Source organism: Anabaenopsis tanganyikae CS-531, assembly GCF_029891675.1.
Taxonomy (GTDB): domain Bacteria; phylum Cyanobacteriota; class Cyanobacteriia; order Cyanobacteriales; family Nostocaceae; genus Anabaenopsis; species Anabaenopsis arnoldii.
This window is the reverse complement of sequence record NZ_JANQDF010000085.1, coordinates 1-25,475: the sequence shown is the minus strand read 5'-3', so window position 1 is coordinate 25,475 and position 25,475 is coordinate 1. Positions and strand designations below refer to the sequence as shown.

General features: G+C 42.5%; 20 protein-coding genes. 10 read left to right on the top strand and 10 right to left on the bottom strand.

Going from position 1 to position 25,475, the window contains the following annotated elements; all coding sequences use genetic code 11:
- Window positions 1-523: 523 nt before the first annotated feature.
- Window positions 524-1,699 (top strand): NAD(P)/FAD-dependent oxidoreductase, encoded by a 1,176-nt coding sequence (locus NWP22_RS08600; protein WP_271735031.1) that lies wholly within the window; start codon window positions 524-526, stop codon window positions 1,697-1,699.
- A 22-nt stretch (window positions 1,700-1,721) separates the two neighbouring features.
- On the opposite strand, the gene NWP22_RS08595 is transcribed toward NWP22_RS08600, so the two are convergent.
- The 4 genes from NWP22_RS08595 to NWP22_RS08580 all read right to left on the bottom strand — a co-directional run bounded on the left by NWP22_RS08595 (window position 1,722) and on the right by NWP22_RS08580 (window position 7,188).
- Window positions 1,722-3,038, bottom strand: a complete 1,317-nt coding sequence (locus NWP22_RS08595; protein ID WP_271735030.1) for a cytochrome P450 — start codon at window positions 3,036-3,038, stop codon at window positions 1,722-1,724.
- 97 nt (window positions 3,039-3,135) lie between these two features.
- Entirely contained in the window at window positions 3,136-4,827 is a 1,692-nt protein-coding gene (gene ilvD / locus NWP22_RS08590; RefSeq protein WP_271735029.1) for a dihydroxy-acid dehydratase, read from the bottom strand.
- Between the two features lie 91 nt (window positions 4,828-4,918).
- Window positions 4,919-5,539, bottom strand: coding sequence for a TenA family protein (locus tag NWP22_RS08585; protein ID WP_280801739.1), 621 nt, complete (start codon window positions 5,537-5,539; stop codon window positions 4,919-4,921).
- Between the two features lie 26 nt (window positions 5,540-5,565).
- On the bottom strand, window positions 5,566-7,188 hold the full coding sequence (locus tag NWP22_RS08580; protein ID WP_280801740.1) for a cation:proton antiporter: 1,623 nt from the start codon (window positions 7,186-7,188) through the stop codon (window positions 5,566-5,568).
- 449 nt (window positions 7,189-7,637) lie between these two features.
- Here NWP22_RS08580 and NWP22_RS08575 point away from each other — a divergent pair, with 449 nt between their 5' ends.
- From NWP22_RS08575 to NWP22_RS08560, 4 genes are all read left to right on the top strand, one after another.
- Complete coding sequence (locus NWP22_RS08575; RefSeq protein WP_280801738.1) at window positions 7,638-8,504, top strand: zinc metalloprotease HtpX; 867 nt, start codon at window positions 7,638-7,640, stop codon at window positions 8,502-8,504.
- A 228-nt stretch (window positions 8,505-8,732) separates the two neighbouring features.
- Complete coding sequence (locus NWP22_RS08570) at window positions 8,733-10,232, top strand: polysaccharide biosynthesis/export family protein (RefSeq protein WP_271735035.1); 1,500 nt, start codon at window positions 8,733-8,735, stop codon at window positions 10,230-10,232.
- A 102-nt stretch (window positions 10,233-10,334) separates the two neighbouring features.
- Window positions 10,335-11,978, top strand: a complete 1,644-nt coding sequence (locus NWP22_RS08565) for an alpha/beta hydrolase (protein WP_271735026.1) — start codon at window positions 10,335-10,337, stop codon at window positions 11,976-11,978.
- A 143-nt stretch (window positions 11,979-12,121) separates the two neighbouring features.
- Window positions 12,122-12,958: an SPFH domain-containing protein gene (locus NWP22_RS08560; RefSeq protein ID WP_271735025.1), complete on the top strand. Its 837-nt coding sequence runs from the start codon at window positions 12,122-12,124 to the stop codon at window positions 12,956-12,958.
- 51 nt (window positions 12,959-13,009) lie between these two features.
- On the opposite strand, the gene folP is transcribed toward NWP22_RS08560, so the two are convergent.
- Together folP and tpiA are read right to left on the bottom strand one after the other, a co-directional pair.
- Complete coding sequence (folP, locus tag NWP22_RS08555) at window positions 13,010-13,849, bottom strand: dihydropteroate synthase (protein WP_271735024.1); 840 nt, start codon at window positions 13,847-13,849, stop codon at window positions 13,010-13,012.
- A gap of 91 nt (window positions 13,850-13,940) precedes the next feature.
- A complete protein-coding gene (gene tpiA, locus NWP22_RS08550; protein ID WP_280793915.1) occupies window positions 13,941-14,666 on the bottom strand; it encodes a triose-phosphate isomerase in 726 nt (241 codons plus the stop codon).
- A 197-nt stretch (window positions 14,667-14,863) separates the two neighbouring features.
- Between tpiA and NWP22_RS08545 the strand changes: the two genes are divergently transcribed.
- Together NWP22_RS08545 and NWP22_RS08540 are read left to right on the top strand one after the other, a co-directional pair.
- Entirely contained in the window at window positions 14,864-16,324 is a 1,461-nt protein-coding gene (locus NWP22_RS08545) for a GTP-binding protein (protein ID WP_280801737.1), read from the top strand.
- A 58-nt stretch (window positions 16,325-16,382) separates the two neighbouring features.
- The gene (locus NWP22_RS08540; protein ID WP_280801736.1) at window positions 16,383-16,832 is read left to right on the top strand and encodes an SRPBCC family protein; all 450 of its coding nucleotides are present in this window, start codon (window positions 16,383-16,385) and stop codon (window positions 16,830-16,832) included.
- Here NWP22_RS08540 and NWP22_RS08535 read toward each other — a convergent pair.
- The gene (locus NWP22_RS08535) at window positions 16,829-17,650 is read right to left on the bottom strand and encodes a SirB1 family protein (protein ID WP_271735021.1); all 822 of its coding nucleotides are present in this window, start codon (window positions 17,648-17,650) and stop codon (window positions 16,829-16,831) included. The genes NWP22_RS08540 and NWP22_RS08535 overlap by 4 nt on opposite strands.
- Window positions 17,651-17,867: 217 nt before the next feature.
- On the opposite strand from NWP22_RS08535, the gene NWP22_RS08530 reads away from it, so the two are divergent.
- Both NWP22_RS08530 and NWP22_RS08525 read left to right on the top strand, forming a co-directional pair.
- Window positions 17,868-19,340 carry a TldD/PmbA family protein gene (locus tag NWP22_RS08530; RefSeq protein WP_271735020.1) on the top strand — a complete coding sequence of 491 codons (1,473 nt, stop codon included), beginning with the start codon at window positions 17,868-17,870 and terminating at the stop codon, window positions 19,338-19,340.
- A 119-nt stretch (window positions 19,341-19,459) separates the two neighbouring features.
- Window positions 19,460-20,800 (top strand): TldD/PmbA family protein, encoded by a 1,341-nt coding sequence (locus NWP22_RS08525; protein WP_271735018.1) that lies wholly within the window; start codon window positions 19,460-19,462, stop codon window positions 20,798-20,800.
- 93 nt (window positions 20,801-20,893) lie between these two features.
- Here NWP22_RS08525 and NWP22_RS08520 read toward each other — a convergent pair whose 3' ends face one another.
- From NWP22_RS08520 to NWP22_RS08510, 3 genes are read right to left on the bottom strand one after another with little or no spacing between them, the layout of a single operon-like run.
- Window positions 20,894-21,916, bottom strand: a complete 1,023-nt coding sequence (locus NWP22_RS08520; RefSeq protein WP_280793887.1) for an aspartate carbamoyltransferase catalytic subunit — start codon at window positions 21,914-21,916, stop codon at window positions 20,894-20,896.
- Window positions 21,917-21,949: 33 nt separating this feature from the next.
- Window positions 21,950-22,996, bottom strand: coding sequence for an N-acetyltransferase DgcN family protein (locus NWP22_RS08515; protein WP_271735014.1), 1,047 nt, complete (start codon window positions 22,994-22,996; stop codon window positions 21,950-21,952).
- Window positions 22,980-24,032: a dipeptide epimerase gene (locus tag NWP22_RS08510; RefSeq protein ID WP_271735013.1), complete on the bottom strand. Its 1,053-nt coding sequence runs from the start codon at window positions 24,030-24,032 to the stop codon at window positions 22,980-22,982. The genes NWP22_RS08515 and NWP22_RS08510 overlap by 17 nt, the downstream gene beginning before the upstream one ends.
- Before the next feature lie 206 nt (window positions 24,033-24,238).
- Between NWP22_RS08510 and NWP22_RS08505 the strand changes: the two genes are divergently transcribed.
- On the top strand, window positions 24,239-25,459 hold the full coding sequence (locus NWP22_RS08505) for an ISL3 family transposase (protein WP_280801735.1): 1,221 nt from the start codon (window positions 24,239-24,241) through the stop codon (window positions 25,457-25,459).
- Window positions 25,460-25,475 lie beyond the last annotated feature (16 nt).

The following is a 25,475-nucleotide window of genomic DNA, read 5'->3' as shown; positions in this document are numbered from 1 at the left end:
TGGTCTCCGAATAACTTCTTATTGCGGATTCCTGTTATAATTTTTGATTAACCTTGGGTTTCTCTACCCAAACTAAATCTTCTTGACGAGGATTGGTTATTCTTTAACTTTCAAAGTATTTTGTTTTCTCGGTTCAGGTGTTTTCGGCTCTCGCCTTGGCACTTATTTAATATATCTATTCTATCTGGTTTCGTCAAGGGGTTTGACAAACTTTTTTTTTAGGTCACATACTCCGGCTTCTTTCCCTTGCTCCGAGCGCTTTTTGCCCCTTCTGTGTGAATCTCAAATCTCAACACCTGGTTTTTTCTTGGGTCTTCCCCTGGGGCTTTACCTGAGTTATTCCTATTTTCAGTCCTCAATGCCAGATATTGTATATATAGCAATCCTAAATGATTCATGAACAATTTCTGTTCCGGTGTTCCGGTGTTCCGGTGTTCCGGTGTTCCCTTTCCTCACTGATAATTTCTCAAGTCAAATAGGATGACTATATATATGACTGACAATCAAAATCAGGTTTAAATCCATGAATAACTATGACTGGATTGTGGTCGGGGGGGGAATTACCGGGGCGGCGATCGCCTACGAACTGCGTAAAATAGGCTGGAGCGTGCTTTTGTTAGAGCAACACCAAACAGCCCAGAATGCCACTCGCTATAGTTATGGTGGGTTGGCTTATTGGTCTGGGACTACACCCCTAACGCGCCAACTATGTCAAGAGTCCATCGCCGTCTACCAGAATTTGAACCAGGAATTAGAAGCTCAAACCGAGTTGCGGGAAATAGATTTATTACTAACCATCGCCGCCGATCAAGACCCAAAAGCAACCGCTGCATCCTATAGTCATGTTGGTATTCCCCCTCAGTTACTCGATATCAAACAGGCTTGCGAGTTGGAACCAGTACTTAACCCACACTCCATCGCTGGTGCTCTAACTGTGAAACATGGTCACATTAACCCCCACAAAACAACCCAAGCTTATATCCAAGCCTTCCTCCGTGCTGGGGGTGAAATGGAAATTGCGCAGGTGATTGATTTCCAGACCGTCTCATCTGCTGACACCGGAATTAAGTTGACAGGTGTTCGCACAACCATTGAAACTTACCACTGTGACAACGTGGTAATTTGTGCCGGGGGCTTCAGCCGACAACTGCTAAAATTAGCAGGTATCCCCATCAAGCTGTATTTTACCCATGCAGAAGTAATTCAAACACCACCTGTTGACTTGAAATTAAACACCTTAGTAATGCCCGCAAATTTACAAAGGTTTGACTTAGAAGCGGAATCTAGTAAAATAGAAGCCTTGTGGCAAGACACAACCAAAGAACCAGTGCCGCCGATTTTAGATGTAGGTGCGATTCAATTTCAAGATGGTAGTTTGCGCCTGGGTCAAATTAGCCGAGTCCTCACAGACCCTTTTGCCCAAATAAATGCACAGGAAAGCGAAAAATGGCTAAGAACCAGTATTCAGCAAGTACTACCTCCATTAGCCAACTTACCAGGAACTTGGCATCATTGCTTAGTGGCTTTTAGTGGCGATCGCCTACCCTTAGTTGGTGCTATTCCAGGATTTGAGGGTATTCATGTTTTTTCCGGTTTTAGTAACCCATTGGTAATTATACCGCCTTTAGCGCGGCGCTTTGCCGATTTTGTCGCTGGTAAAAAAGATCAAATTATTACTCAGTTGTCCCCTGGGCGTTAGGAATGCTGGGTTGGTGGCTATTCTACAAGGGACAGAACCGAACCCGTAATCCATCTTGGGGACGATTGGTAGGAATTCTCACCACATCCAAACTTTGATTAGGTAATATTTCCCAATAATAGCTACGCAGAAGATGAGAAGCAACTATTTTCATTTCCATTTTGGCAAAGGCGATGCCAATACAAACCCGTGGACCACCACCGAAACCAATTAAACTATAAGGATATTGTTTGTGTTCTTGGCGTTGGGGACTAAAGCGGTCTGGGTCAAACCGTTCTGGGTTGGGGTAAATTGCTTCGAGGTGATGAGTTGCAAATATAGAATATAAAGCTTGCCAACCTGCAGGAACATGAAATCCATTAAACTCATAATCCTTGACAACACGACGAAAGCCACCACCAACTGGCGGATGAACTCTTTCAACCTCCGATAAAATCTGATCTAAATATGGCATTTTCCCAAGTTCTTCTAAATTCAAAGCACCTTTACTTAAAAGTTGGAATTGTTCTTCTCTGGCGCGTTGTAATATTTCTGGATGACGAGCTAATTCTACACATAACCAAGTTAGCATTGAGGTGGTAGTTTCATGTCCGGCAAACAGTAGCAGTACTGCTTGGGCAATAAGTTCTGTTTCACTTAAACTATTACCATCCTCATCTTTTGAGTGAACTAACAAACTAATAGCGTCTTGGCCAGGATGTTGCTGACGTGCTTTAACAACTTGCGCCAAATGCTGTAGAATTTGATCGCGGGCTGCTACAGCTTTTCCCAATTTAGTAAATGGTAAAATGAGTGGATTAATGGCAAATAAACCATTGGTTAGTTCTGTAAATAAATGACTGAATCGACTATTTTGGGAAACAGAATCAGTACCTAATAATAGCTGGCTAGCAATATCAAAGGTCAGCTTTTTAAATTCTGTAAACCAGGTAAATTCCCCTTGATTTTCCCATTTTTTCAAATAATTATATGTTATACTCTCCATAGTACTCACATAATTAGTGAGGGCTACACCATGTAGCGCTGGCATCATGAGGCGACGATTTCTTTGGTGTTCTTCTCCATCTTGGAGAAAAAGTGATTCACCTAACAAGGTCTTGAAATTATCAGGCCAGCCTTCACGCCAGGAAAAATATTCCCTGTGACTCGATAAGAGAAACTCAATTGCTTCTGGCCCTACCATCACCACAGTCGGTTTACCCAAAAGATGAGTTTTAAATATAGACCCATGTTTGCGGTAGCGCTGGGTGACAAAATTGGCGGGGTCAAGAATGAAGGAAAATGTCTCGCCTATGACCGGTAAACCAAAACTTCCGGGAGGATTTACAGTGTCTTTCATTATCTAGTTTAGTCAACAAATATGGGCAGAATGCACAGAACATTTATTAGATGAGAAAACAATCTGAATTGTTTTCTCATCTGACTGTAACTAATCACTAATCATGAAACAAATCTAAATCCGTCACTGCGCCTACACTGCTAGAAGATACCAACTTGGCATATTTAGCCAGTACACCTTTAGTATAACGGGGGGGTAAGGGTTGCCAGTTAGCACGTCGCCGGGCTAGTTCTTCATCTGGTACGTTTAACTGCAAGAGCCGCTGGGAAGCATCAATAGTGATACTATCACCTTCTTCCACAAGAGCGATCGCACCACCAACCGCAGCCTCTGGCGCTACATGGCCAACTACCATCCCGTAAGTACCACCAGAAAAACGCCCATCAGTAATTAAACCCACAGAATCACCCAATCCAGCACCAATAATCGCGGATGTAGGAGCCAACATTTCTCGCATACCAGGGCCACCCTTAGGACCTTCGTAACGAATCACCAGAACATCACCAGCCTGAATCTTTCCGGCGAGGATGGCATCTAAACAGGATTCCTCTGACTCAAATACCCGTGCTGGACCGGTAATGATGGGCTTTTTGACTCCGGTAATTTTAGCTACAGACCCTTCCGTGGCCAGATTACCTTTGAGGATGGCTAAATGTCCTTGAGCATACATAGGATTATCCCAAGGACGGATCACATCCTGGTCACTGCGTGGTTCTGCTGGAATATCTGCCAATAATTCGGCGACGGTTTTACCTGTGATAGTTAAGCAGTCACCGTGGAGTAAGTCATGCACTAGTAACATTTTCATGACTTGAGGAATTCCACCGGCTTTGTGTAGGTCTGTGGCTACATATCTACCACTAGGTTTTAAATCACAGATAACAGGGACACGTCCACGGATAGTTTCAAAGTCATCTAGAGTTAGTTCTACACCAGCTGCGCGGGCGATCGCTAAAAAGTGCAAAACCGCATTTGTGGAACCACCCACCGCCATAATTACTGAAATGGCGTTTTCTATAGATTTACGGGTGATAATTTGCCGGGGTAATATTTGCTTACGTATAGCCTCCACGAGAGCAAAAGCTGATCTTTCGGTACTGTCGGCTTTTTCGGCGTCTTCGGCTGCCATTGTGGAAGAATAAGGTAAGCTCATACCCATAGCTTCAAAGGCCGAGGACATAGTATTAGCTGTAAACATCCCACCGCAGGAACCAGCACCGGGACAGGCCTGACGTTCTACTGCTAACAGTTCATCATCATCAATTTTACCGGCGCTGTATTCCCCTACTGCTTCAAAGGAACTGACAACGGTTAAATCTTTACCATTGTAGTGACCAGGTTTAATTGTGCCACCGTAAACAAAAATAGCAGGAATATTCATGCGGGCCATGGCTAGCATAGCCCCAGGCATATTTTTATCACAACCACCAATAGCTAAGACACCATCCATACTTTGCCCAGTACAGGCGGTTTCAATGGAGTCAGCGATAACTTCCCGGGATACCAGAGAATATTTCATCCCCTCAGTTCCCATAGAGATACCATCGCTAATGGTAATTGTACCGAAGATTTGGGGCATAGCGCCGGCGTTTTTTACGCCAATTTCTGCCCTTTGCGCCAGTTTATTAATTCCCATATTGCAGGGAGTGATGGTACTGTAGCCATTAGCGATCCCCACAATGGCTTTATTAAAATCTTCATCTTGAAAACCAACCGCACGTAGCATAGCGCGATTAGGCGATCGCTGCACCCCTTGGGTGACAACTTGGCTTCTTAAATTATCTGACATATTTTTCCTTCCGTGCCATTATCGCTGGTATTGCGATTGTATTACCTAATTTTCCCATGTATACATAGCATATTTGATAAATGTTTAGCAGTTATTTTGCCCAAACGGCTTCAAAAAAGTCTAACTCGCAAAACATGGCGTAACGGTAAGTCGGATAGAGTGAGGTATTACCAGCAGCATATTTTTCTACCAAACTTTCTAATTGTTGTGTCAGTGCTTCAAATTCAGCATTACTATAAGTTGAAATCCAATCAGCGTATTGATGATCAGGAATACCATTAGCTCCTAACTGTTGTCCCAAAAAACTATAAAGACGCATACAAGGTGACATAGCTGCAGCTATCACACCTATATCAGTACTCCAGGCTGTAGCTAGTAAAAAATCAGTATAGCGACGAGTAGCATTTCCAGGTTGTGTCGTACTTAAATCTACTCCCCAGTTAGTAGCATAGCTCTTATGTAGCTTGAGTTCTGCCAAAACTCCATCAGCTAAAGCGTGAAATGTGGTAAAGTCTTCCCATTCCTTGGCTCTGACTGCGGCTATACTGTAGGCACGGGCAAAAGCTTTTAAGAAAAAAGCATCTTGTCCAACATAACCAGCAAATTTGGCTTTTTCCAGAGTACCATTGGCGATACCTTCGATAAAAGGATGATTTAGACAAGCTTGTGCTAAATCTTGATTTGCTTCCCATAATTGAGCAGATACATTCATTGGTGATTGATACGTTGTCTATATTACTAAGTTTTAATATTTTCTACCAAAATTACAGGTATGTGACTGGTTTCTAATACTGTTTGTGATACTGAGCCAATAATAACTTTTTCCCATGGTTGATGTCCTCGTTTTCCCATGATAATTGCAGTAGTATTATACTCTTGGGCAATGCGAATAATTTCCTCTGGAACTGTTCCCGTCACATTTATAAACTTATGTCTGATATCCAATAATAATTGTTTAGTTTTTACCTCTAGTTCTATGATTTCTTGTTGATTGGAGAGATTAACTATATGCAGAACGATGACTTCACCGTTAGTCCTTCGTGCTAAATCTGCTACTTTGGTTAAAACTGCTGTAGATAAAGTTGATGTATCAACGGCTGCTAGTAGTAAAGTTGGTGTTGCAATTGTAACTTTTGTGGGATCAACTTCTCCCCTTTGTAATAACTTAGGTGCAAAGGTCATGGTTGCCCAAGCGCCTAAAGGTGCTGTCACTAAAATTGATAAGGCTGCGATCGCTAAAATTATCTCACCTCCTGAAACCCCTTGAGTTAGGGGAATTGCCCCAATGGCTGCTTGTACTGTGGCTTTGGGTGAGTTTGCAGGTAATAAAAACAGTCGTTCCCGCCAATTCCAATTACTACCCAGTGTGGAAAGATACCAGCCTAACGACCGACCGAGAAGTAAACCAATCATTAAAATTAATATCCCAGGGAGAAGAATTTTTTCTAATACTTGGAGTTGAATAGTTGCACCCAATAAAACAAACAGAAAAATTTCCGCTACTATCCATAAGCTGTCAAAACCACCGCGTAACTTTCTAGCCAGGGGTGCATCCAGTTCTATTAAAAAGAAACCCATACTCATGGCTGCTAAATAACCAGAAAAGTAAGGTAATACCTCAGCAGCAATTACTAGAAATAAGGCAATACTGGCAGTAATTACAGTATCTTGAACGGCGTTTTGAGTCCAATTCTGCTTGACTAACACCACAACTAATAACCGCGCTGCTAAATAACCCAATAGTATTCCCAGTAATATTTGCATGATCATTTGCAGTGGAAGCAGTTGCAGGGGAGTGAGGGTAAAGCCCCCAGGAAGAACCTCGATTACGCCCCCCTCGCCCAAGAAACTCAGCAATAGACTAAAAACTAGCAATAACAGCACATCAGATAAAGCACTACCAGTTAAAATCGCATCGGGTATGCCTTTAGTAACGCCCCGTCCTAAACTTTTTAGCCTCAGCATTCCCGGAACGATGACAGCTGGAGATTCTGCACCAATGATACAACCCAAGAGTAAACCAGTGAGAAAGTCGAAGTTAAAGATTACCATAGCAGCAAGAGCAATGGCGATCGCCTCAGTTGTAGCTGGTAGAAAACCTAACCGCAGCGCCACTGTTCCCTGTTGAGCTAATTTGTCGCGGTCTAACCCCAGTCCTGCTTTCATCAAGATAATCATCACTGCTAAAGTTCTGAAAACAGGAGCAGCATTCAGCATCTCTGGACTAATAACATTTAGCACTTGGCGGCTGAGAATTATCCCCACTAACATCATCCCAATTAAAGGGGGCGCACCCAAACGCCGGGCCAGTTGACCGACAAAAAAGCCCATGATCAAAATCCACAATACATTGGCTAAAATTGCCATGACTTCTTAAGGTGCAAGTAGACATTAAGTTAAAATCAAGCCATCGCTTCCGGCAAAAAGTCGGAATAGTAGGAGGTCTAGGCCTTATAAAACGCAGTTTAAGCTAGACCTATCGCCATAATTACTTAAGTTTATCATTTATATTTATTAGCTATTTTATATTTTAAAACCAATGAACAGAATCACGTGATTTTTAACCACATAGAACCCAAACAATATGTATTCTTAACAAGATGGTGGTGAATATTATTCTGCACTTATGCACTTATTAAATTAAGTAAGGATAAGCAAAGGATATCTTACCCCTGTGTTCGGTAAAACCTTACTTACTTGAGGGGTTTTCAGCATCAAAATCTCATTTGAGCTAGATACAATTAAAGTGCGACCTAAGTCATGCTGTGGTCCAAAAGAAACTCATGTACCATGAGCGGGAGAGCAGAATTATGAACAATCAATTAAAAACCGTTGCTTTGCTGGCTGTTCTGAGTGGTTTATTGATTGCCATTAGCTACTGGATAATTGGCGGTACTGGCGGCTTAATGATCGGAATTGGGTTAGCAGCAGCAACAAACCTGTTTTCCTGGTATCAATCAGACCAGATTGCTCTGCGAGTCTACCGCGCCCAGCCCGTAACTGAGGCTCAAGCACCGGGACTTTATGGTATGGTACGGAAATTGAGCGATCGCGCCAACATTCCTATGCCGGGAATTTACGTTGTTCCTAGCCCAACTCCCAACGCTTTCGCCACCGGAAGAGATCCAGAACACGCCGCCGTGGCTGTGACCGAAGGTATTTTGAATATGTTACCAGATGACGAACTTGAAGGTGTCATTGCTCACGAATTGACTCATATTGTTAACCGTGACACCCTCACACAAGCTGTTGCAGCCACAATTGCCGGGGCTATATCGTTTCTGGCACAAATGCTGAGTTATAGTTTATGGTTTGGTGGTGGTTCACGAGACAATAACAGGGGTGGAAATCCTTTAGGTATTTTGTTAACGGTATTACTTGCCCCCATAGCGGCTACAATCATACAGCTAGCAATTTCGCGTACACGAGAGTTTTCCGCCGATGCAGGTGCAGCCAGATTGACTCGTAATCCCCGCGCTTTAGCTCGGGCGCTACAAAGGTTAGAATCTATAGCCAGACAGTTACCTTTAAATGCTAACCCCTCTTTTGAGGCGTTATTAATTATTAATCCAATTTCCGGTCAGTTTCTGGGTAACTTATTCTCTAGTCACCCTGCTACAGAAGCACGAGTTGAAGAATTGCTCAGATTAGAGCAGCAACTACTCAAAACACCTTAAACTCAAGATATTCTAGACTATTTGGAGAGTTGCCTCTCCAAATAATTTATGTTAACTTAACCGAAAATTTAACGATAAAAAATAATCTGCCTCCGGAAAAGTACACTCTTCTAGGAAAATGAGAATGTTAAGGCAATTAAATTGAGGAAATTCAATAATTAACTATAGTCAAGATAGAAATATTTAGACAGTACTATGGCAATTATAGTCTCAGAGTCTCAGGTGAATATGATGAACAAAGGTTTGCTGAAATTCCTCACCCAGCCATTGTTAGGTGTGGCTTTATTAACCACTGTCAATGTTGCTGCGCCGAGTGCGAGCCTAGCTCAGGGACAAATAGTATCACAAACAACACAACCAATCTTTCCTTCGGTACAATCAGGAACAGCGGATAAAGAACGAATAATTCCCACAGCACAGCAAGTATCACCATCTATCCCAATAGACACCAATTATACTCTAGGCGGCGGCGATCTAATTCGCGTCAACGTATTTGAAGTACCAGAATATACTGGCGAATATCAAGTACCACCCGGAGGGTCAATCAACCTACCTTTAATTGGCAGTGTACCTGTTCTCGGTCTAACAACCGAACAGGCTGCTGATGAAATAGCACGGAGGTATTCTCGGTTTCTCAAGCGTCCCCTCATTTCAGTTAATCTGTTATCACCTCGTCCAATCAACATTTTGGTCGCCGGAGAAGTGACAAGGCCAGGAGCTTATACCCTGAATTTACAAGGAGGCGCTGGCAATAATCCCGGTGTACAATACCCCACTGTCTTAGCTGCACTGACCACAGCTCAGGGTGTAACCTTGGCAGCAGATGTTACTCAAGTGCAATTAATACGTAAAAGAGGACGTTCTTCTGAGCAAGTTGTCAACCTGAATTTACAGCAACTAATCCAGACAGGTCGGATAGATCAGGACATTACTCTCAGGGATGGCGATACTATTGTTGTGCCAACTGCAACCAATTTTAACATCGCAGAAGCACGTAATCTGTTTGCAGCGAACTTTGCCGCCAGCCCTACTACACCAAGGACTGTAGCCATCATTGGTGCTGTCAATCGTCCCGGTTCATATGTAGTTGGATCAGGTGGCGAAGGAGCCGGTGCAGTACCTACTGTGATGAGAGCCCTGCAATTGGCCGGGGGAATTACATCAGAAGCTGATGTTCGTAATCTTAAGCTGCGCCGACCGACAAGGACAGGCTCAGAACAAAATATAGATATCGACCTCTGGAAATTATTGCGGAGTGGTGATGTTAATCAGGACATTATTGTCCAGGACGGAGATACAATTTTTATTCCTACTGCCACTGAGATAAACGCTGCAGAAGCTACTCAATTGGCTACCAGTACTTTATCTCCCGCAACAATTCAAGTTGGTGTGGTCGGGGAAGTGAAAAGACCCGGAGCAGTAGAGATTCAGCCTAATAGCTCCTTGAATCAGGCCTTGTTGGCTGCAGGTGGATTTAATGATGCTAGAGCTAGAACCAATACGGTGGATTTAGTTCGCCTTAACCCTAATGGTTCTGTAACTAAGCGGGAAGTCAAGGTTGATTTGTCTGCGGGAATTAATGAGGAGAGTAATCCCATACTCCGCAATAATGATGTTGTCATAGTCAACCGTTCCGGTTTGGCTCGAACTGGTGACAGTGTTGGTGCGGTAATCAATCCTTTAGGTGGTTTGTTGGGAATCTTCAGGGCTATATTCGGTTTCTTTTAAGCCAATTGGGTGGTGTTCCCCAGGGCTTTATTTCCTGGGGCGCAACTTTAACCCGATATTAGTAGTCAACTAGTTGAACTACTTTTTGAATGGGATTATCTTATGTCCTCGTGGTTCAGGAAACACCCACCTCCAATATCCTTGCTTAATGGGTTACTATGCAGTTTCACTCTCGCTCTGGGTTGGGGTGTGAGTATTCCCTTGGCCACAGCAGCAGAAACCGTTACTATCCGTTTAGGTGTCTTTCAACAGTCACTAGCGATCGCTGACTTAGAGAAATTTGCTAAATCTGGGAAACTACCAGAACACTTACAGCTATATAGCTTTGTGTTAACGCCAGAAGTAGGTAAATTACTGGAGAGAAGGTTGGAATTAGATCCAGCTTTTGCAGATAAATTTGTGGAGGAGCTATTGCGATCGCCACAAGGTAGACAGTTAATTACTTCTTTGAGAACAGCAATACCAGATAGCACCATAGAAACAATTCAATCGGCCCTCTATCTGTCTGTACGTCAAGTCAACGGTTTGAGTGTAATTGGTTTTTTGCGCGCCTATCCCCAAAAAAATATTACTGTTGATGCAACTTCAGCACTGCAAATTGCATTAGAACTAAACGCTAACAAATTACAAAGTCAAGTCCTCGGGCTTTTCTTAGAACGACAATTATTAGTAAAAAATCATCCGCTTTTTCAACCAACCTTTGACCCTGCTAGTAAAGGAAAAAATGCAGTTGAGCAGCAAACCCTGATCCTACAAGACAGAGAACGAAATCGCAGCATTCCTGTAGACATTTATTCGAGTCAAAGTTACACCCCAGCGCCACTGGTTGTCATTTCCCACGGATTTGGAGCCAACCGTCAATTCTTGAGCTATTTAGCACATCATCTAGCTTCTCATGGAATTACCGTTGCTGCAATTGAGCATCCTGGTAGTAACTCTGTAGCCATCAGTCGGGCTGAAAATTACATGAATTTGGCTCAACTACTACCAGCTACTGAATTTATTGAGCGCCCCAAAGATGTCAGCTTTTTGCTCAACGAATTAGAAAAACTTAATACTCAATCGGGACAACTTCAAGGAAAACTGAATACAAACCAAGTAACTGTCATTGGTCACTCTTTAGGAGGGTACACTGCTTTAGCCTTAGTTGGTGGAGAAGTCAACCTCAAAGAATTACAACAGTTCTGCAGAACTTCTCTTTCCTTTGGCGAATCACCGGGTGATTGGTTACAGTGTGCAGCAGCTAGTTTAAAAGAGAATAAACTAGATTTACAAGATCGGCGAGTTCAAAGCGCGATCGCACTCAATCCCCTGGTTGGTAAACTCTTCGGTACAAACGGTCTGACTAAAATTGCCAAACCTGTATTAATCTTAGCGGGAACTGAAGATGTACTTACTCCAGCCTTAACCCATCAAATCATACCCTTTAACCAACTCCAGGGTTCTAAGTACCTGTTAACAGCCATTGGTGGTACTCACTTGAGTATTCATGACCCCGCATATCCCATGAGTGGGGCCACTGCGATCGTGAGAGAAAAGCGAGGGGAAGAAACCCACTCATTACGTCAGTTAATTCGCGGTGTCACCTTAGCATTTATCAAACAACACACACCACAAGCCCAAATTTACCAACCATTTCTCACACCAGCTTACGCCCAATCTCTTTCCACAGTAGCACTCCCCCTCCGTTTGAATTCTGATTTACCAGAAAATATCAAACCTTGGCTAAGTTCGCTGATCAAATAATCACCCTCCCCCTATTAATGTCAATTAAATCACATAATTCCTGTTAATAAAATTACATACCCAACATGAAAACTCAAATCTCAGGCTAAGGTAGTACCATATGATTTACACTAAATTTACCCAAAGGCTGAATAGGAGAACATATGGAGCCAATTATTGCCATAGTCTTAGCGCTCATAGCCTATGCTTTAGGATCTGCAAAATTGATTAATCAAGGTAACGAAGCCCTAGTAGAACGCTTGGGGCGATATCACCGCAAGCTTGGGTCTGGACTCAATTTTATTGTTCCTTTGGTAGATCAGATTGTGATGGAGGATACCATACGGGAGCAGTTTATAGACATCAAACCTCAAAATGTGATCACCAGAGATAACATTTACCTAGAAGTTGATGCTGTTCTGTTTTGGCGCATTAGAGATATAGTGAAAAGTTTCTACGAAATTGATGATCTCCAAGGGTCTCTCAGACAACTAGCCACAACTACACTCCGGGAAATCATCGCCCAAAACACTGTGGAAGAAACCAATGTCTCCCGTGCGGAAATGGACACAGCCATTTTAAATCAGTTAAATCAAACAACACAAAATTGGGGAGTGGAGATTCTGCGCTTGGATCTTCAAAGCATTACACCGCCTGAAAGTGTGCGAAAGTCCATGGAAGAAGAGCGAGCAGCAGAAATTAAAAAACGGGCCCTGGCTTTTGAAGCCGAAGGGGAACGGGACGCTGCTATTAAGAGAGCCCAGGGAACTCAAACCTCAATGCAGATAATTTCTGAAGCTTTACGTTCTCATCCTGAAAGCCGGGAAATTCTTAGATATCTTGTTGCTCAAGATTATGTCGTGGCTAGCCAAAAACTTGGTGAGAGTAATAATGCTAAAATTGTCTTCATAGACCCCAGTAAAACTAATGAAGTCTATAACCAGTTGATTGCCGACTCCATAGCTCAAGAAGGTAGTAGCAATAACTCACCAACAAAGTAACAGCTAGGCGATGACAGCAGTTTGCACAAGGAGAAACCACAATTACCATTTTTATCGCCATAGTAAATCAGCTACCAGTGACACATCTCGCATTTCCTGAACATCGTGAACTCGCAAGATATCAGCACCATGAGAAATAGCTGCACAACAAGCTGCTGCTGTTCCCCAGACCCGTGCTTTGGGGTCTGGTTGGTTTAAGATGTGTCCAATAAAACTTTTCCGGGATGCTCCTACTAAAATAGGGCAATTTAGAGCTTTGAATGCACTCAATCGGCGCAAAATTTCTAAGTTCTGCTCATGATTTTTAGCAAAACCAATCCCGGGATCAATGATAATTTTTTCGATGTCAACCCCTGCTCTAGTTGCTGCTAGAATTTGTTTTGCTAAGAAACTAGAAATTTCTCCCATCAAATCCTCATAATCAGTCATTTGTTGCATTGTCTGGGGCGTTCCCCGGATGTGCATCAAGACAATCGGCACATCTAAACTAGCAACTGTAGGTAGCATCTCTAAATCAAATGTACCACCGGAAATATCATTAATTATATCCGCTCCAGCTTCTATAGATGCCCTGGCTACATCTGCTCTAGTTGTATCTACAGAGATAGGCACACTAATTTCTGGTCGGATAGCCTCCAAGATGGGTAGTACCCGATCTAGTTCCTCTACAAGACTGACTTGCTCCGCTCCCGGTCGAGTTGACTGACCACCCACATCGATGATGTCAGCGCCAGCAGCTACCATGGCTCGTGCTTGTGCTAAAGCCCCAACCCTATGATTAAACAGACCACCATCGCTAAAGCTATCAGGGGTAACATTTAAAACACCCATCAAATAAGTTCGCTGTCCCCACACAAAACAGCGATCGCGAATTATTAACTGGCTGGACATATAGACATTTTCAGTTAAAAAACAAACATTAAGAATAAAATCAATACACGCATTCCCCGGACCCGCCAGGGAAAAAGCGTTATAGATAAAATTACTTGTAATTGACAATGCGAGCAAAACTTGCGGGTTCCAAACTGGCTCCCCCCACAAGAGCGCCATCAATTTCCGGTTGAGCCATAATCTCATCAATATTATTCGGCTTCACTGAACCACCGTATTGAATCGAAACATGAGGATTACTCAACTGACTACGAATTAAACCAATGACCCGATTAGCTTCAGTGGATTCACAAGTATCACCAGTACCAATTGCCCAAATAGGCTCGTAAGCAATCACCAAATTATCCTGATCGACATCTATCAGGTCTTTATCTAGCTGGGCGGTAATTATTGATTCAGTTTCCCCAGCATCTCGTTGTTCTTTAGTTTCGCCTACACATAAAATCGGTGTCAGACCGTGCTTTTGAGCCGCTTTGAGGCGTAAATTGACCGTTGCATCTGTTTCTCCAAAGTATTGTCGTCTTTCGCTATGACCGACAATTACAAAACGTACACCAAGTTCCGTCAACATAGGTCCAGAAATTTCGCCCGTATAGGCTCCATTTTCTTCCCAGTGAACATTTTGCGCCCCCAACTGGATGAGGCTACCATGCAAACTCTTGGACAACAGGTTTAGGTTAGTGAAAGGAGGACACAATACCACTTCCCGCCCTTGGGGTATTTCCTCCAAGTGAGGTAGAAATCCCTGTAAAAAATCTTGGGTTTCTGCCTGGGTTTTGAACATTTTCCAGTTACCGGCTATAACTATTTTCCGCACAGGTGATTTAGTCAAGATTCTAACGCTAATAGATGCATTTTTCAGTTTAGGACGTTTTGTTAGTCATTGCTCATTGCTCATTAGTAATTGCGAAAAACTTCCCCTGCGCACCCCTACTGATTCACCCAATCTCCTGCTAAAAATAACTAGGATAAGAATATCGGGATAAAATCCCAAATCGCCAATTTAAAATTGATATGACTTCTACATTGCCTTTGCCTGAACCTCATCACAGCGACTCGCCTAACTGGGAGGCAGAACTTGATAGTGCCATTTTCAGTTTTGAGGATATTCAAAGGTCACTCAACTATAAACAAGCACAAACAGCACTGCGAAACTTAGTTACCAATCTTGACCTGACCCCCCAGGAAAAACGCGGTTTGGAAGTTGAACTGGCTGATTTGGAAACTATGCTGGGTAAGTTGGACAGTGTGGTAGTACAAATTGCTGCTTTTGGCATGGTGGGACGCGGTAAGTCCTCCCTACTCAATGCCTTAGTGGGACAAACCGTGTTTGAAACTGGACCTCTCCATGGAGTCACCCGTAATTCCCAAAGAGTTGACTGGACTATTAGTGAAGAAAAAATCGGGGACAATGAACCTACCTTACGGGTAACTTTATCTGGGGAGGGTCAATGTCAGGTGGAACTAATTGATACTCCTGGGTTAGATGAAGTAGATGGTGATACTCGTGCTGCATTAGCTGAACAGGTAGCAAAGCAAGCAGATTTAATTTTGTTTGTGATTGCCGGGGACATGACAAAAATAGAACATCAAGCCCTTTCTCAGTTGCGGGAAGCCGGTAAACCTATAATTCTGGTATTTAACAAGGTAGACCAATATCCCGAATCCGACCGCATGGCAATTTATCGCAAAATCCGAGATGAACGGGTCAGGGAGTTACTCACTCCCCTGGAAATTGTCATGACAGCAGCATCACCACTGGTGAGGACCGCGATTATTCGCCCTGATGGTAGTAGGGGGGTGCAGTTACGTACCAGTACAGCCCGGGTTGAAGAACTGAAACTAAAAATTCTGGAGATTTTACAGCGTGAGGGTAAGGCTTTGGTGGCTCTCAATACTATGCTTTATGCGGATAATGTCAATGAGCAGTTGGTAGAGCGAAAACTAATGATTAGGGAGCAAAATGCTAATCAGTTGATTTGGAAGGCTGTGATGACTAAGGCAATAGCGATCGCTCTCAATCCGGTTACTGTTGTGGATATACTTAGTAGTATAGTAATTGATATTTCTTTGATTTTGGGTTTGTCTAAACTCTATGGCATCCCTATGAGCGAAAGTGGTGCTGTACAATTGCTCCAAAAAATTGCCCTGAGTATGGGCGGTATCGGTTTGAGTGAGTTACTCGCAAATTTAGGCTTAAGTGGCTTAAAAACTCTGCTGGGTATTTCTGCATCAGCTACCGCTGGCGCCACCTTTGCGCCTTACATTTCAGTAGCACTTACCCAAGCTGGGGTGGCCGGGGTTTCTTCCTATGGTATTGGACAAGTTACTAAGGTTTATTTAGCCAATGGCGCTACTTGGGGGGATGAAGCACCCAAAGCAGTTATTAGTCGGATTTTGGCCAACTTAGACCAGCAATCTATCCTCAACCGCATTAAGGAGGAATTACAACAAAAGGTGAAACTAAAACCTTAAATCATCTATGTCTAGTTTTGCGATCTTCTAAGTACAGCTACAGGATGAGAAATGTAGAATGTCCCGAGCTTTTGAACAATCTATTCAAATTAATGCCACAGCTTCAGTGGTGGAACGCTGCATTACTGATTTAACACTCATGCACCGTTGGCTCAATCCTGCTCTGTCTTGTGAACCTGTGGGGGCAGTTTGGAGTACTGATGTGGGTAGTGAAAGTCGCTTTATTATTCAAGTTCCCCTACTTAAGCCCAGCTTATACAGCGTTGTTGTGGAACGAGAACCAGGTTTAGTGGTTTGGGAATTTCAGGGATTCTTTCAAGGACGCGATCGCTGGGAATGTCAACAAATACCACAAGGAACACTTCTTGTCAATCGCTTTGAGTTCAATATTCCTAATCCTGTGGTCAGTTGGGGGTTCAATAACTTTGCCGCATCTTGGACTCAAAAAGATATGCAAGCCCAACTAAGTCGCCTCAAACAAGTAGCAGAGTCATTAGTGATTAGCTAATCCTTGTCCAACTCAGCCAGTAAGCTGCGAATTACCACCGCATCCTGAGCATGAGGAACCTTATCCAAATAAGTTTGCAAATCATCAGCAGCTTGGGCATATTCACCAAGTTGATAATAGAGCAAACCGCGATCGCGCACTTCTAAAATCATCCCAGGAAACAAGAACAAAATTCGTTCTATAGCCGCCAAGCTTTTTGCTAAATTTTGTTGTTTGAGGTAAATATATTTCAAATTAGTCAGCATCCGCATCAAAAATTGCCGATTACTTACCGGTTCTAAAAACTCAGGCTGTAAACTCACAGGTTGCTGAAACACTTGAGATAATCGTTTTTCACAATCTTCTACAAACATCACCTCACCCCCATTAAACGCATCCACAAAAATTTCCATATCTGGAATATTCGGGCGAATCAGAAAATGTCCTGGCATTCCCACACCTACCATAGGAAAATCAATCCTACGAGCAATTTCTAGATAAACCAACGCCAAAGTAATGGGGATCCCCAAACGACGGTCAATGACATCATTGAAAAAGCTGTTGCGGGGGTCATAGTACTCCTTTTGATTACCAGCAAATCCTAAATCAACGTAGAGATACTGATTAATAGTTTGGATAATTCGCAGAGGATATTGTGAAGCGGGTAAGCGTTCTTGAACTTCGCCAGCCATTATATCCAGGGTATTGAGGTATTCCGCAATATCCAGGTGAGGATATTCTTCCTGAGCTATATACAAAGCTGCCTTGGCTAAGTCAATAGCCTCCTCATGCTCCTGAATTTCCTGGTAAAAATATAATCTAGCTGACGAGAAATTCATAAGTAAATCCTGAGTATAATTAAATATTTACCCCTGAGTAACTCCAGTTTACACTCAGAGCAATAACCGCCCACAGAAAATCCGAATTTTGTCTAGGTGTTCACAGCAGTTTAACAACCCCGCAGCATCATCTCCCCAATCCCAGAATTTTGCTAGAGTTAAGGCACCAGAGGTTTTTCAGTCAAATCTCTGATAACGCCAGCAGACGAGGCTATCTATGCTTACAAGTACACTACTTCTGTCCAACCAAATTCCCACACTACAATACTCCTCAACTCCAGAGCGATTCGATGACACCTGGGAAGCCCCTCTGGCGACCCTCCTAGGATTAGGACGCGCCGCCGGTGCTGACCTGATCGAATTCTTTTTAGAACGTCGTAACTACATTAGTTGTCTAGCAGAAGACGACGCTATTACCAGCATTTCACCCAGTTTAGTCACTGGTGCAGGGGTGAGGGTATTTCGCGGTGCAGCCGACTGCTACGTTAGCACCAATGACCTATCCTTTGGGGGTTTAAAAGCAGCCTTAGAAAAAGGTCTTTCCATTCTGGGACTACAACTACCTATTCATAATGCTTTTATCCCAGAAATTAACCTAGAGTTACTCAGAGACTACGCCACCAAAAGAGGCAAAGATGGTTGGTTACCCCTGTGTAGTTCCATCCGAGAAATGGGAGAAGTGCTTTTAGATGGTACTGCTCAACTGCAGCGAAAAGCTAGTCACGTACAATCTCGCCGGGCTTCCTATTTCCGAGATTGGCAAGAAGTCTTAGTTGCTGCTAGTGATGGCACATTTGCTCGTGACATTCGCCTCACGCAATCGGTGGGGTTTAACCTATTGTGCGCTGACGGTGCTAATCGCGCCTCCATTGGGGAACGCGCTGGTAACACCAGTGATGCTAATTTCTTGAGAACTTGGGATTATCAACAAGCAGCCGAACAAATAGCAGAATCTGCCGGGAAAATGCTCTATGCAGACTATGTAGATTCAGGTACTTACCCCATTATCATGGCGAATCACTTCGGTGGGGTAATTTTCCACGAAGCCTGTGGACATCTGCTAGAAACTACCCAAATTGAACGCAAAACAACCCCATTCGCCGACAAAAAAGGTGAAAAAATTGCCCACGAAAGTCTCACAGCTTGGGACGAGGGACGGGCAGAAAATGCCTTTGGTACCATTGACATGGATGATGAAGGTATGCCAGCTCAAAGAACCCTATTAATTGAAAAAGGTGTCCTGAAAAACTTCTTAGCAGACAGAACAGGCTCCTCTCGCACTGGACACCCTAGAACCGGAAGCGGTCGCCGCCAAGGTTATACTTTTGCTGCTGCTAGTCGGATGCGTAATACTTATATTGCTCCTGGGGACTACACCACTGAAGATTTATTTAACTCTGTTGATAAAGGTATTTACTGTAAAAAGATGGGGGGCGGTAGCGTTGGCGCTACAGGTCAATTTAACTTTAGTGTAGATGAAGCTTATTTAATCGAAAATGGCAAAATCACTAAACCACTAAAAGGAGCCATTCTCATTGGTGAAGCCAAGGAAATTATGAATAAGATTTCCATGTGTTCTCAAGATTTGGAACTAGCTCCCGGCTTCTGCGGTTCTGTTAGTGGCAGTATCTACACCACGGTTGGACAACCCCACATTAAGGTTGATTCTATCACTGTTGGCGGCAGATAGAAATTCCTGCGTGTCTTGGTGTTTTCGTGTTTAATACAACATGGAATACACCACCAAGGCACAAAATCACAAACCAAACTTTTGGCGCAACACAATCTCAAATACGAAATCCTTTGACTATGCCGAATATTACAGAAATTGCCAATAACGCCAAGGAAAAAGCTAGTAAACTTGGTATTAAAAAATTTGACATTTACGGCTCAACAATAGATGAAACTAGCGTCCAAGTAGACCAAGGTGAGCCGAAACAAGTAAAAGCCTCAAATCGTTCTGGGGTAACTGTTCGCGTCTGGAATGATGAGAATACAATGGGTGTTACCAGCACCACAGATGTAGATCCCAAAGGCCTAGAATTAGCTTTAAAAACTGCCTACGAGGCGAGTTTTTTTGGTGTGAAGGAAAATGTCCCGGATTTTAGTCCAGAGTCCACTGTTCCTATTGCCTATACACCTCATGATAAAGCGCCCCAAGCACCTGTGGCTGAGTTGATTAACAGTCTACTGGCGGCTGAAAAGGAACTTTTAGCGGCTCATGGGGCAATTAAGGGTGTGCCTTATAATGGTTTAGCTCAAAGAGATATTGATAGGTTCTATGTCAATAGTGACGGTGCTACTAGAACTGAATCTCATTCTTTAGCATCGATTTATCTTTACAGCAAAACTGAGGAAGATGGCAAAAAACCACGCAGTGGTAGCGCTTTTAGAGTTGAGCGGAGTTTAAATAGTCTCGACATTAATGGTTGTGTCCAGGAAACAGCCCAGAAAACTATTAGTCACCTGAACTATGAAAAAATCCAGTCTGGTAAATATCTAGTTGTTTTCTCTCCTGATGCTTTTTTAAGTTTATTGGGTGCTTTTTCTAACCTGTTCAATGCTCAAAGTATTCTGGATAATCAAAGCTTGTCTAATGCCGATGATTTAGGTAAGCAAATTGCTTCACCTTTGCTTTCAGTTTATGATGATGCACTACACCCTGCTAACGTGGGTGCGGAAAGTTTTGATGGTGAAGGAACTCCGACTCGCCAGGTGTCCCTGATTGAAAATGGCGTTTTAAAAAGTTTTCTTCACAGTGCGGGTACTGCGAAAAGAATGAATACCCAGCCGACTGGTAATGCTAGTATTGGGGCAAAAGTCAGCGTTAGTCCTAACTTCTATCATGTTTTTGCAGCTACATCACCCGCACAGGAGTTGAGCTTAGAAACTGCGGAAAATGTGGTTTTGATTGATGATTTACAAGCTCTCCATGCAGGGGTTAAATCTTTACAAGGTTCGTTTTCTCTGCCTTTTGATGGCTGGTTAGTTAATAATGGTGTGAGAACTAGTATTGAATCAGCCACTGTTGCGGGTGATTTCTTGGAACTCCTGAAGTCGATAGTTTATGTAGAAAAAGAAGTCGAGCTTACCCCTGGTGGAGTTTGTCCCAAAATTTGGGTTGACGGACTTTCTATTACTGGAGAGTAACAGTTAAGGGAAGTTATGGGTTGTTGATCAGCCTCTTCTCTTCGGTTGTAGTATATTGCTTTGCGCTCAGTGGGGGACTTAAGTCCCCCACTACTAAGCTGAATCTTTACCACTACCTAATAAATACAACAGTGCCATACGAATAGCGATACCACTGGTAACTTGGGACTGAATTAGGCTAAATTCTGGATCATCCATCAAATCTGAGCTAATTTCTACACCACGGTTGACTGGTCCTGGATGTAAGACTTTAACATGAGGCTGGCACAGTTGTAGTTTTTTGCGTGTAATGCCAAAGGTCTGATGATATTCTCGTAAACTTGGGAGTAGGTGAGCTGTCATGCGTTCCTTTTGCAGGCGCAAGGTCATGACTAAATCTGCATCTTTTAAGGCTGGTTCTAATTCCCAATGTAAAAATAGTTGACGGTTAAGTTTTGGGGATGAGTCAGTTTGACCGCTTTCTAAAACAAAGTCTTGGAATAACTGAGGTAGAAGGGTGGGCGGTGATGCTAGATGGACTTGAGCGCCACTGGCTGTTAAACTCCAGATATTGGATCGGGCTACGCGGGAATGTAAAATGTCTCCAACGATGGCAATTTTTTTATCTTTTAAGAGTTCTAGTCGGGGATGACTGGGGTCAATCAATGTACAGATCGTAAATAAATCTAGCAGTGCTTGGGAAGGATGCTCATGTTGACCATCACCAGCATTGAGCACGTTAACTCTTACTCCCAGACGATCCATTTCTTGCGCGATCGCATTGGGTACTCCTGCTTCTCGATGACGGATGACCATAATATCAGTTCCCATAGCCAAATAGGTTTTGGCTGTGTCAAGAATTGTTTCTCCCTTAGTCATGGAAGAACTGGCGGCGGTGAAGTTAAGGGTATCTGCACTCAGGCGTTTAGCGGCCAGTTCAAAACTGCTGCGGGTGCGTGTGGAGGGTTCAAAAAATAAATTCGCCACCACCTGTCCTTGTAGACTTGGTACTTTTTTTGTCCGCCGTGACAGCACCTCTTGAAAACTAGCAGCAGTTTGTAAAACTGTATCGTATTCATTGGTTGTGAAGTCAGCCAGGGAAAGAACGTGATGACGATTCCAGGTGCTACTAGGCATAAAATTGTTTTTAATATTTAAATTTCGAGTTCCTTAATTATTCATAATCGCATCTAACAAAATCCCAGCCCCAAAACGCACAGGGTCACTGCAAGGTAAACCAGTTTCGGCTGTGGTTTGCGCGATCGCATCTTGAGCTGTCAAGTCGTCTAAATGAGCCGTATTCAAAGCTATACCCACCACAGGAACATCCCCAAAAGCACCTGCTGCACTAGCGACACTTTCATACAAGCGAATTACCTTGGATAAAGAGGGAATCACAACATGGGGATGATTACGCACTTGAGCCTGTCCCGCCCGATGTGCCAAAATTAATTGTGTTGGTTGGGAGCCACGAATTAAAGGCAAAGTAGCAGTAGAACCAGGATGCAGCAATGAACCTTGTCCCTCAATATAGAGAATGTCGTAGTCGTTACCACAACCCATCACCATTTGTTCCACAGCACCGGCCGCAAAATCTACCCGCACAGCATCTAAGGGTATCCCCTCCCCTGCTAACATCACCCCGGCTTGACCTGTAGCTAAAAATTTAGAACGCCACCCCCGTCGCTGTGACTCCCAATGTAATTCTAGGCTAGTGGACATTTTACCAATTGCCATATCAGTTCCCACAGTCAGCACCCGCCGACAGGGAAGAGTACTAGCCAAACCGCTACCAACGCCTAAATTAGCCGGTTCTTGACGTACATCCCAAATTAATTGTCCCGGTTTGAGCAGAGCATTTAACTCTGGTATATTTGCCAATGGTGTGTGTAAACCATTTACCAAAGACATCCCGGCTTGTAAGGCATTTTTAATGTCTTCCCAGTAATCATCCGGTAAGGCCCCACCTTTAGGAGCAATACCAATTACTAGTACTTCCGGTTTGTACTTGAGTGCTGCGGTTAATGATGATACAATTGGCACATTGTTCTTGATCCCAGTTAATTCTAACAAAGATTTGCCCGCACATTGGCGATCAATTAAGGCAACGATGGGGGCTTGACAGTAGCGTAAAAGTGATAGCCCGGTTTTACCCTGAGTTCCCGTAATTCCTTCATGTAGCAGAATTGCTATTTTTTGATTAAGCAGCAAACGCACTGTATTGTACCCCCAAGCCAGGTAAATCGTTTGGTAAAACTCTCCCCTCTTGCAGCAATGCACCGGTAAAGGGGTCATCAATTAAGTTAAGGTGACTGTCTAAATCTAAATAATCAGCTAATGGTGCTAACTGTGCTGCGGCTGTATTTGCTAGTGTACTGTCAGAATAGCAACCGAACATCACTTGTAACCCATAAGCTCGGGCTGTATGTACCATACGCATAGCCTCTGTGAGTCCCCCTGATTTCATGAGTTTGATATTTATACCATCCACATAGTTTGCTAAATCAGGAATATCGCTGTTGGTAAAGCAACTTTCATCCACAAATATTGGTAAAGGGGATTTTTCTTTGAGTGAGGCTAAACTTGTTTCTTGCCCTCGTGGTAATGGTTGTTCTACATATTTTATACCCAAATCAGCTAGCCAATTACACATATAAATGGCATCTTCTAAACTCCAACCCCCGTTTGCATCTACGAATAATTCTAAATTTAGTGCTTCTTGTTGCACTGCTAACAGCATTTTCCGATCAGCCTCGATACCATCAGGATTACCTAATTTTACTTTGAAAAGGCGAACATCCATAAATTCTAACCAGTTCCGCGTCCTCGCCCTGGCTGCGTCCGGTGAATTAATTCCAATTGTGACAGAAGTTGGAACTATAACATTAGGGTCAAATCCCCAAATTTGCCACAGAGGTAATTCCACAAGCTTACCTAGCCAGTCACATAGAGCCATATCCAGCGCTGCCCTCACCGATGAGGGAGCCTGCCGTTGTGTTAAAATTACCTCAATTTGCTGTCGTTGTAACGGGCTAAATGTTTTTAATATTGGTGCTAGTTCCTGCAAATGCTGTTTAATCAGAACAGTAGATTGGGCATGATTACCTACACCAAATGGCGATGCTTCCCCCCAACCCTCAATGCCATCGTGTAAAATCTTTACCCATAGGTTTGTTGTTTGGGATGTTGTTCCGCGACTAATAGTCAAGGGAAACCTTTTCTTGACAGTAAATGGTTTTATTTCTAGTTGCATGAGCAATATTGGCACAAAACAATTTAGGTTCTTCCGGCATTTTTATGGCTACTAGGGAAATCTAGTAACTTTTAATGACTATAATTGAGTGATATCAATGTCTGTAATATATACTCTACAAGCATTTAAGCAACATCTAACATACTTTAATTATCACACATATTATATTATATATTATAAATATCATATTTTTTTAGGCGATCGCCATGAAATTTACTGTAGAGAAAATCTTGAATCTTCCCGATATGAAAGTATTAGATTTTCAAGAAATTGAAGGGGGAGAAATAATTATAACACTAGAAAAAGGGGTGAATCATTCGACTTTTCCATCCTGTGGACAAATCACTCATAGTATACATCAGAATCACTGGCGGATGATCCATGATTTAGCTTGGAGTAAAAAACCAGTTCTATTAAAAATAAATCGTCGCCAATTTAAATGTCACAAGTGTAAGAAACTTTTTAGTGAAAACCTAGATTTTGTAGATAAAAGTAAAGGATATACGAAAAGATTAGCGATAGATATAGTGCAACAAGTATTAAATAGTAACATACGCAGTGTTGCCGAAAGAAATGATTTAAGTGACGAAGAAGTAGAATCAATGTTAAAAAATCAAGGAAAGCAAATATTAAATATAAATTTAAGTCAGGTAAAAAGGTTAGGTATAGATGAAATAGCTTTAGTTAAAGGACAAGGAGACTATTTAGCAGTAATAGTAGATTTAGATAGTCATAAACCAATTGAGATAGTGCAATCAAGACGAATAGACGATATCCGTGAAGTTATTGTCAGTTGGGGATTTGAGATACTTAATAAAATTGAAGAAGTTAGCATTGACCTCTGGTCTCCTTATAAAAGTTTAGTAGAAGAGTTAATGCCAAATGCTAATGTAACTGCTGATAGATTTCATGTAATGAAACAAGTAAATGATGAATTAGATAGTATGCGTAAAACGGAAAAGAAGGCAGCTATGGCGCTAGATAATAAATCGGAAAAATCACGAATGTTGGAGGCGTTAAACAAAAGCAAATATAGCTTGATTAAAAATGAAGACTCTCTCAATGAAAAGCCGAAAGAAAAATTAATGTCTGTGCAAGAAGTGTCACCAAAACTTGCTAAAATGCACTCACTAAAAGAAGAATTTAGAGATATATTTGAAACAACTAAATCATGGGGAGATAGTATAATAAAATTATTGGATTGGATGTATGAATCACTTTCATACTTTCCGAAAAGTATAGGTACAATAGTTAGATGGTTCGGTGAAATAGTCGTTTATTTTGACGGTAAAACTACAAGTGGTACTGTAGAAGGAATTAATAATAAACTCAAGTTAATTAAAAGACTTGGATATGGCTTCCGTAATTTCAGTAATTTTAGATTACGCAGTTTATTAAACTGGCATTTTACTATTGATTATCCATAAAAGTAACAGAAGAACC

Excerpts from the sequence above, each read along its gene's own strand:
- NWP22_RS08530 (WP_271735020.1), top strand. The coding sequence starts at position 17,868 with ATGCTTACAAGTACACTACTTCTGTCCAACCAAATTCCCACACTACAA.
- NWP22_RS08585 (WP_280801739.1), bottom strand. The coding sequence starts at position 5,539 with ATGAATGTATCTGCTCAATTATGGGAAGCAAATCAAGATTTAGCACAA.
- NWP22_RS08595 (WP_271735030.1), bottom strand. The coding sequence starts at position 3,038 with ATGAAAGACACTGTAAATCCTCCCGGAAGTTTTGGTTTACCGGTCATA.
- NWP22_RS08525 (WP_271735018.1), top strand. The coding sequence starts at position 19,460 with ATGCCGAATATTACAGAAATTGCCAATAACGCCAAGGAAAAAGCTAGT.
- NWP22_RS08505 (WP_280801735.1), top strand. The coding sequence starts at position 24,239 with ATGAAATTTACTGTAGAGAAAATCTTGAATCTTCCCGATATGAAAGTA.
- NWP22_RS08600 (WP_271735031.1), top strand. The coding sequence starts at position 524 with ATGAATAACTATGACTGGATTGTGGTCGGGGGGGGAATTACCGGGGCG.
- folP (WP_271735024.1), bottom strand. The coding sequence starts at position 13,849 with ATGTCCAGCCAGTTAATAATTCGCGATCGCTGTTTTGTGTGGGGACAG.
- NWP22_RS08565 (WP_271735026.1), top strand. The coding sequence starts at position 10,335 with ATGTCCTCGTGGTTCAGGAAACACCCACCTCCAATATCCTTGCTTAAT.
- NWP22_RS08560 (WP_271735025.1), top strand. The coding sequence starts at position 12,122 with ATGGAGCCAATTATTGCCATAGTCTTAGCGCTCATAGCCTATGCTTTA.
- NWP22_RS08535 (WP_271735021.1), bottom strand. The coding sequence starts at position 17,650 with ATGAATTTCTCGTCAGCTAGATTATATTTTTACCAGGAAATTCAGGAG.
- NWP22_RS08520 (WP_280793887.1), bottom strand. The coding sequence starts at position 21,916 with ATGCCTAGTAGCACCTGGAATCGTCATCACGTTCTTTCCCTGGCTGAC.
- ilvD (WP_271735029.1), bottom strand. The coding sequence starts at position 4,827 with ATGTCAGATAATTTAAGAAGCCAAGTTGTCACCCAAGGGGTGCAGCGA.
- NWP22_RS08575 (WP_280801738.1), top strand. The coding sequence starts at position 7,638 with ATGAACAATCAATTAAAAACCGTTGCTTTGCTGGCTGTTCTGAGTGGT.
- NWP22_RS08570 (WP_271735035.1), top strand. The coding sequence starts at position 8,733 with ATGATGAACAAAGGTTTGCTGAAATTCCTCACCCAGCCATTGTTAGGT.
- NWP22_RS08545 (WP_280801737.1), top strand. The coding sequence starts at position 14,864 with ATGACTTCTACATTGCCTTTGCCTGAACCTCATCACAGCGACTCGCCT.
- NWP22_RS08540 (WP_280801736.1), top strand. The coding sequence starts at position 16,383 with ATGTCCCGAGCTTTTGAACAATCTATTCAAATTAATGCCACAGCTTCA.
- NWP22_RS08510 (WP_271735013.1), bottom strand. The coding sequence starts at position 24,032 with ATGCAACTAGAAATAAAACCATTTACTGTCAAGAAAAGGTTTCCCTTG.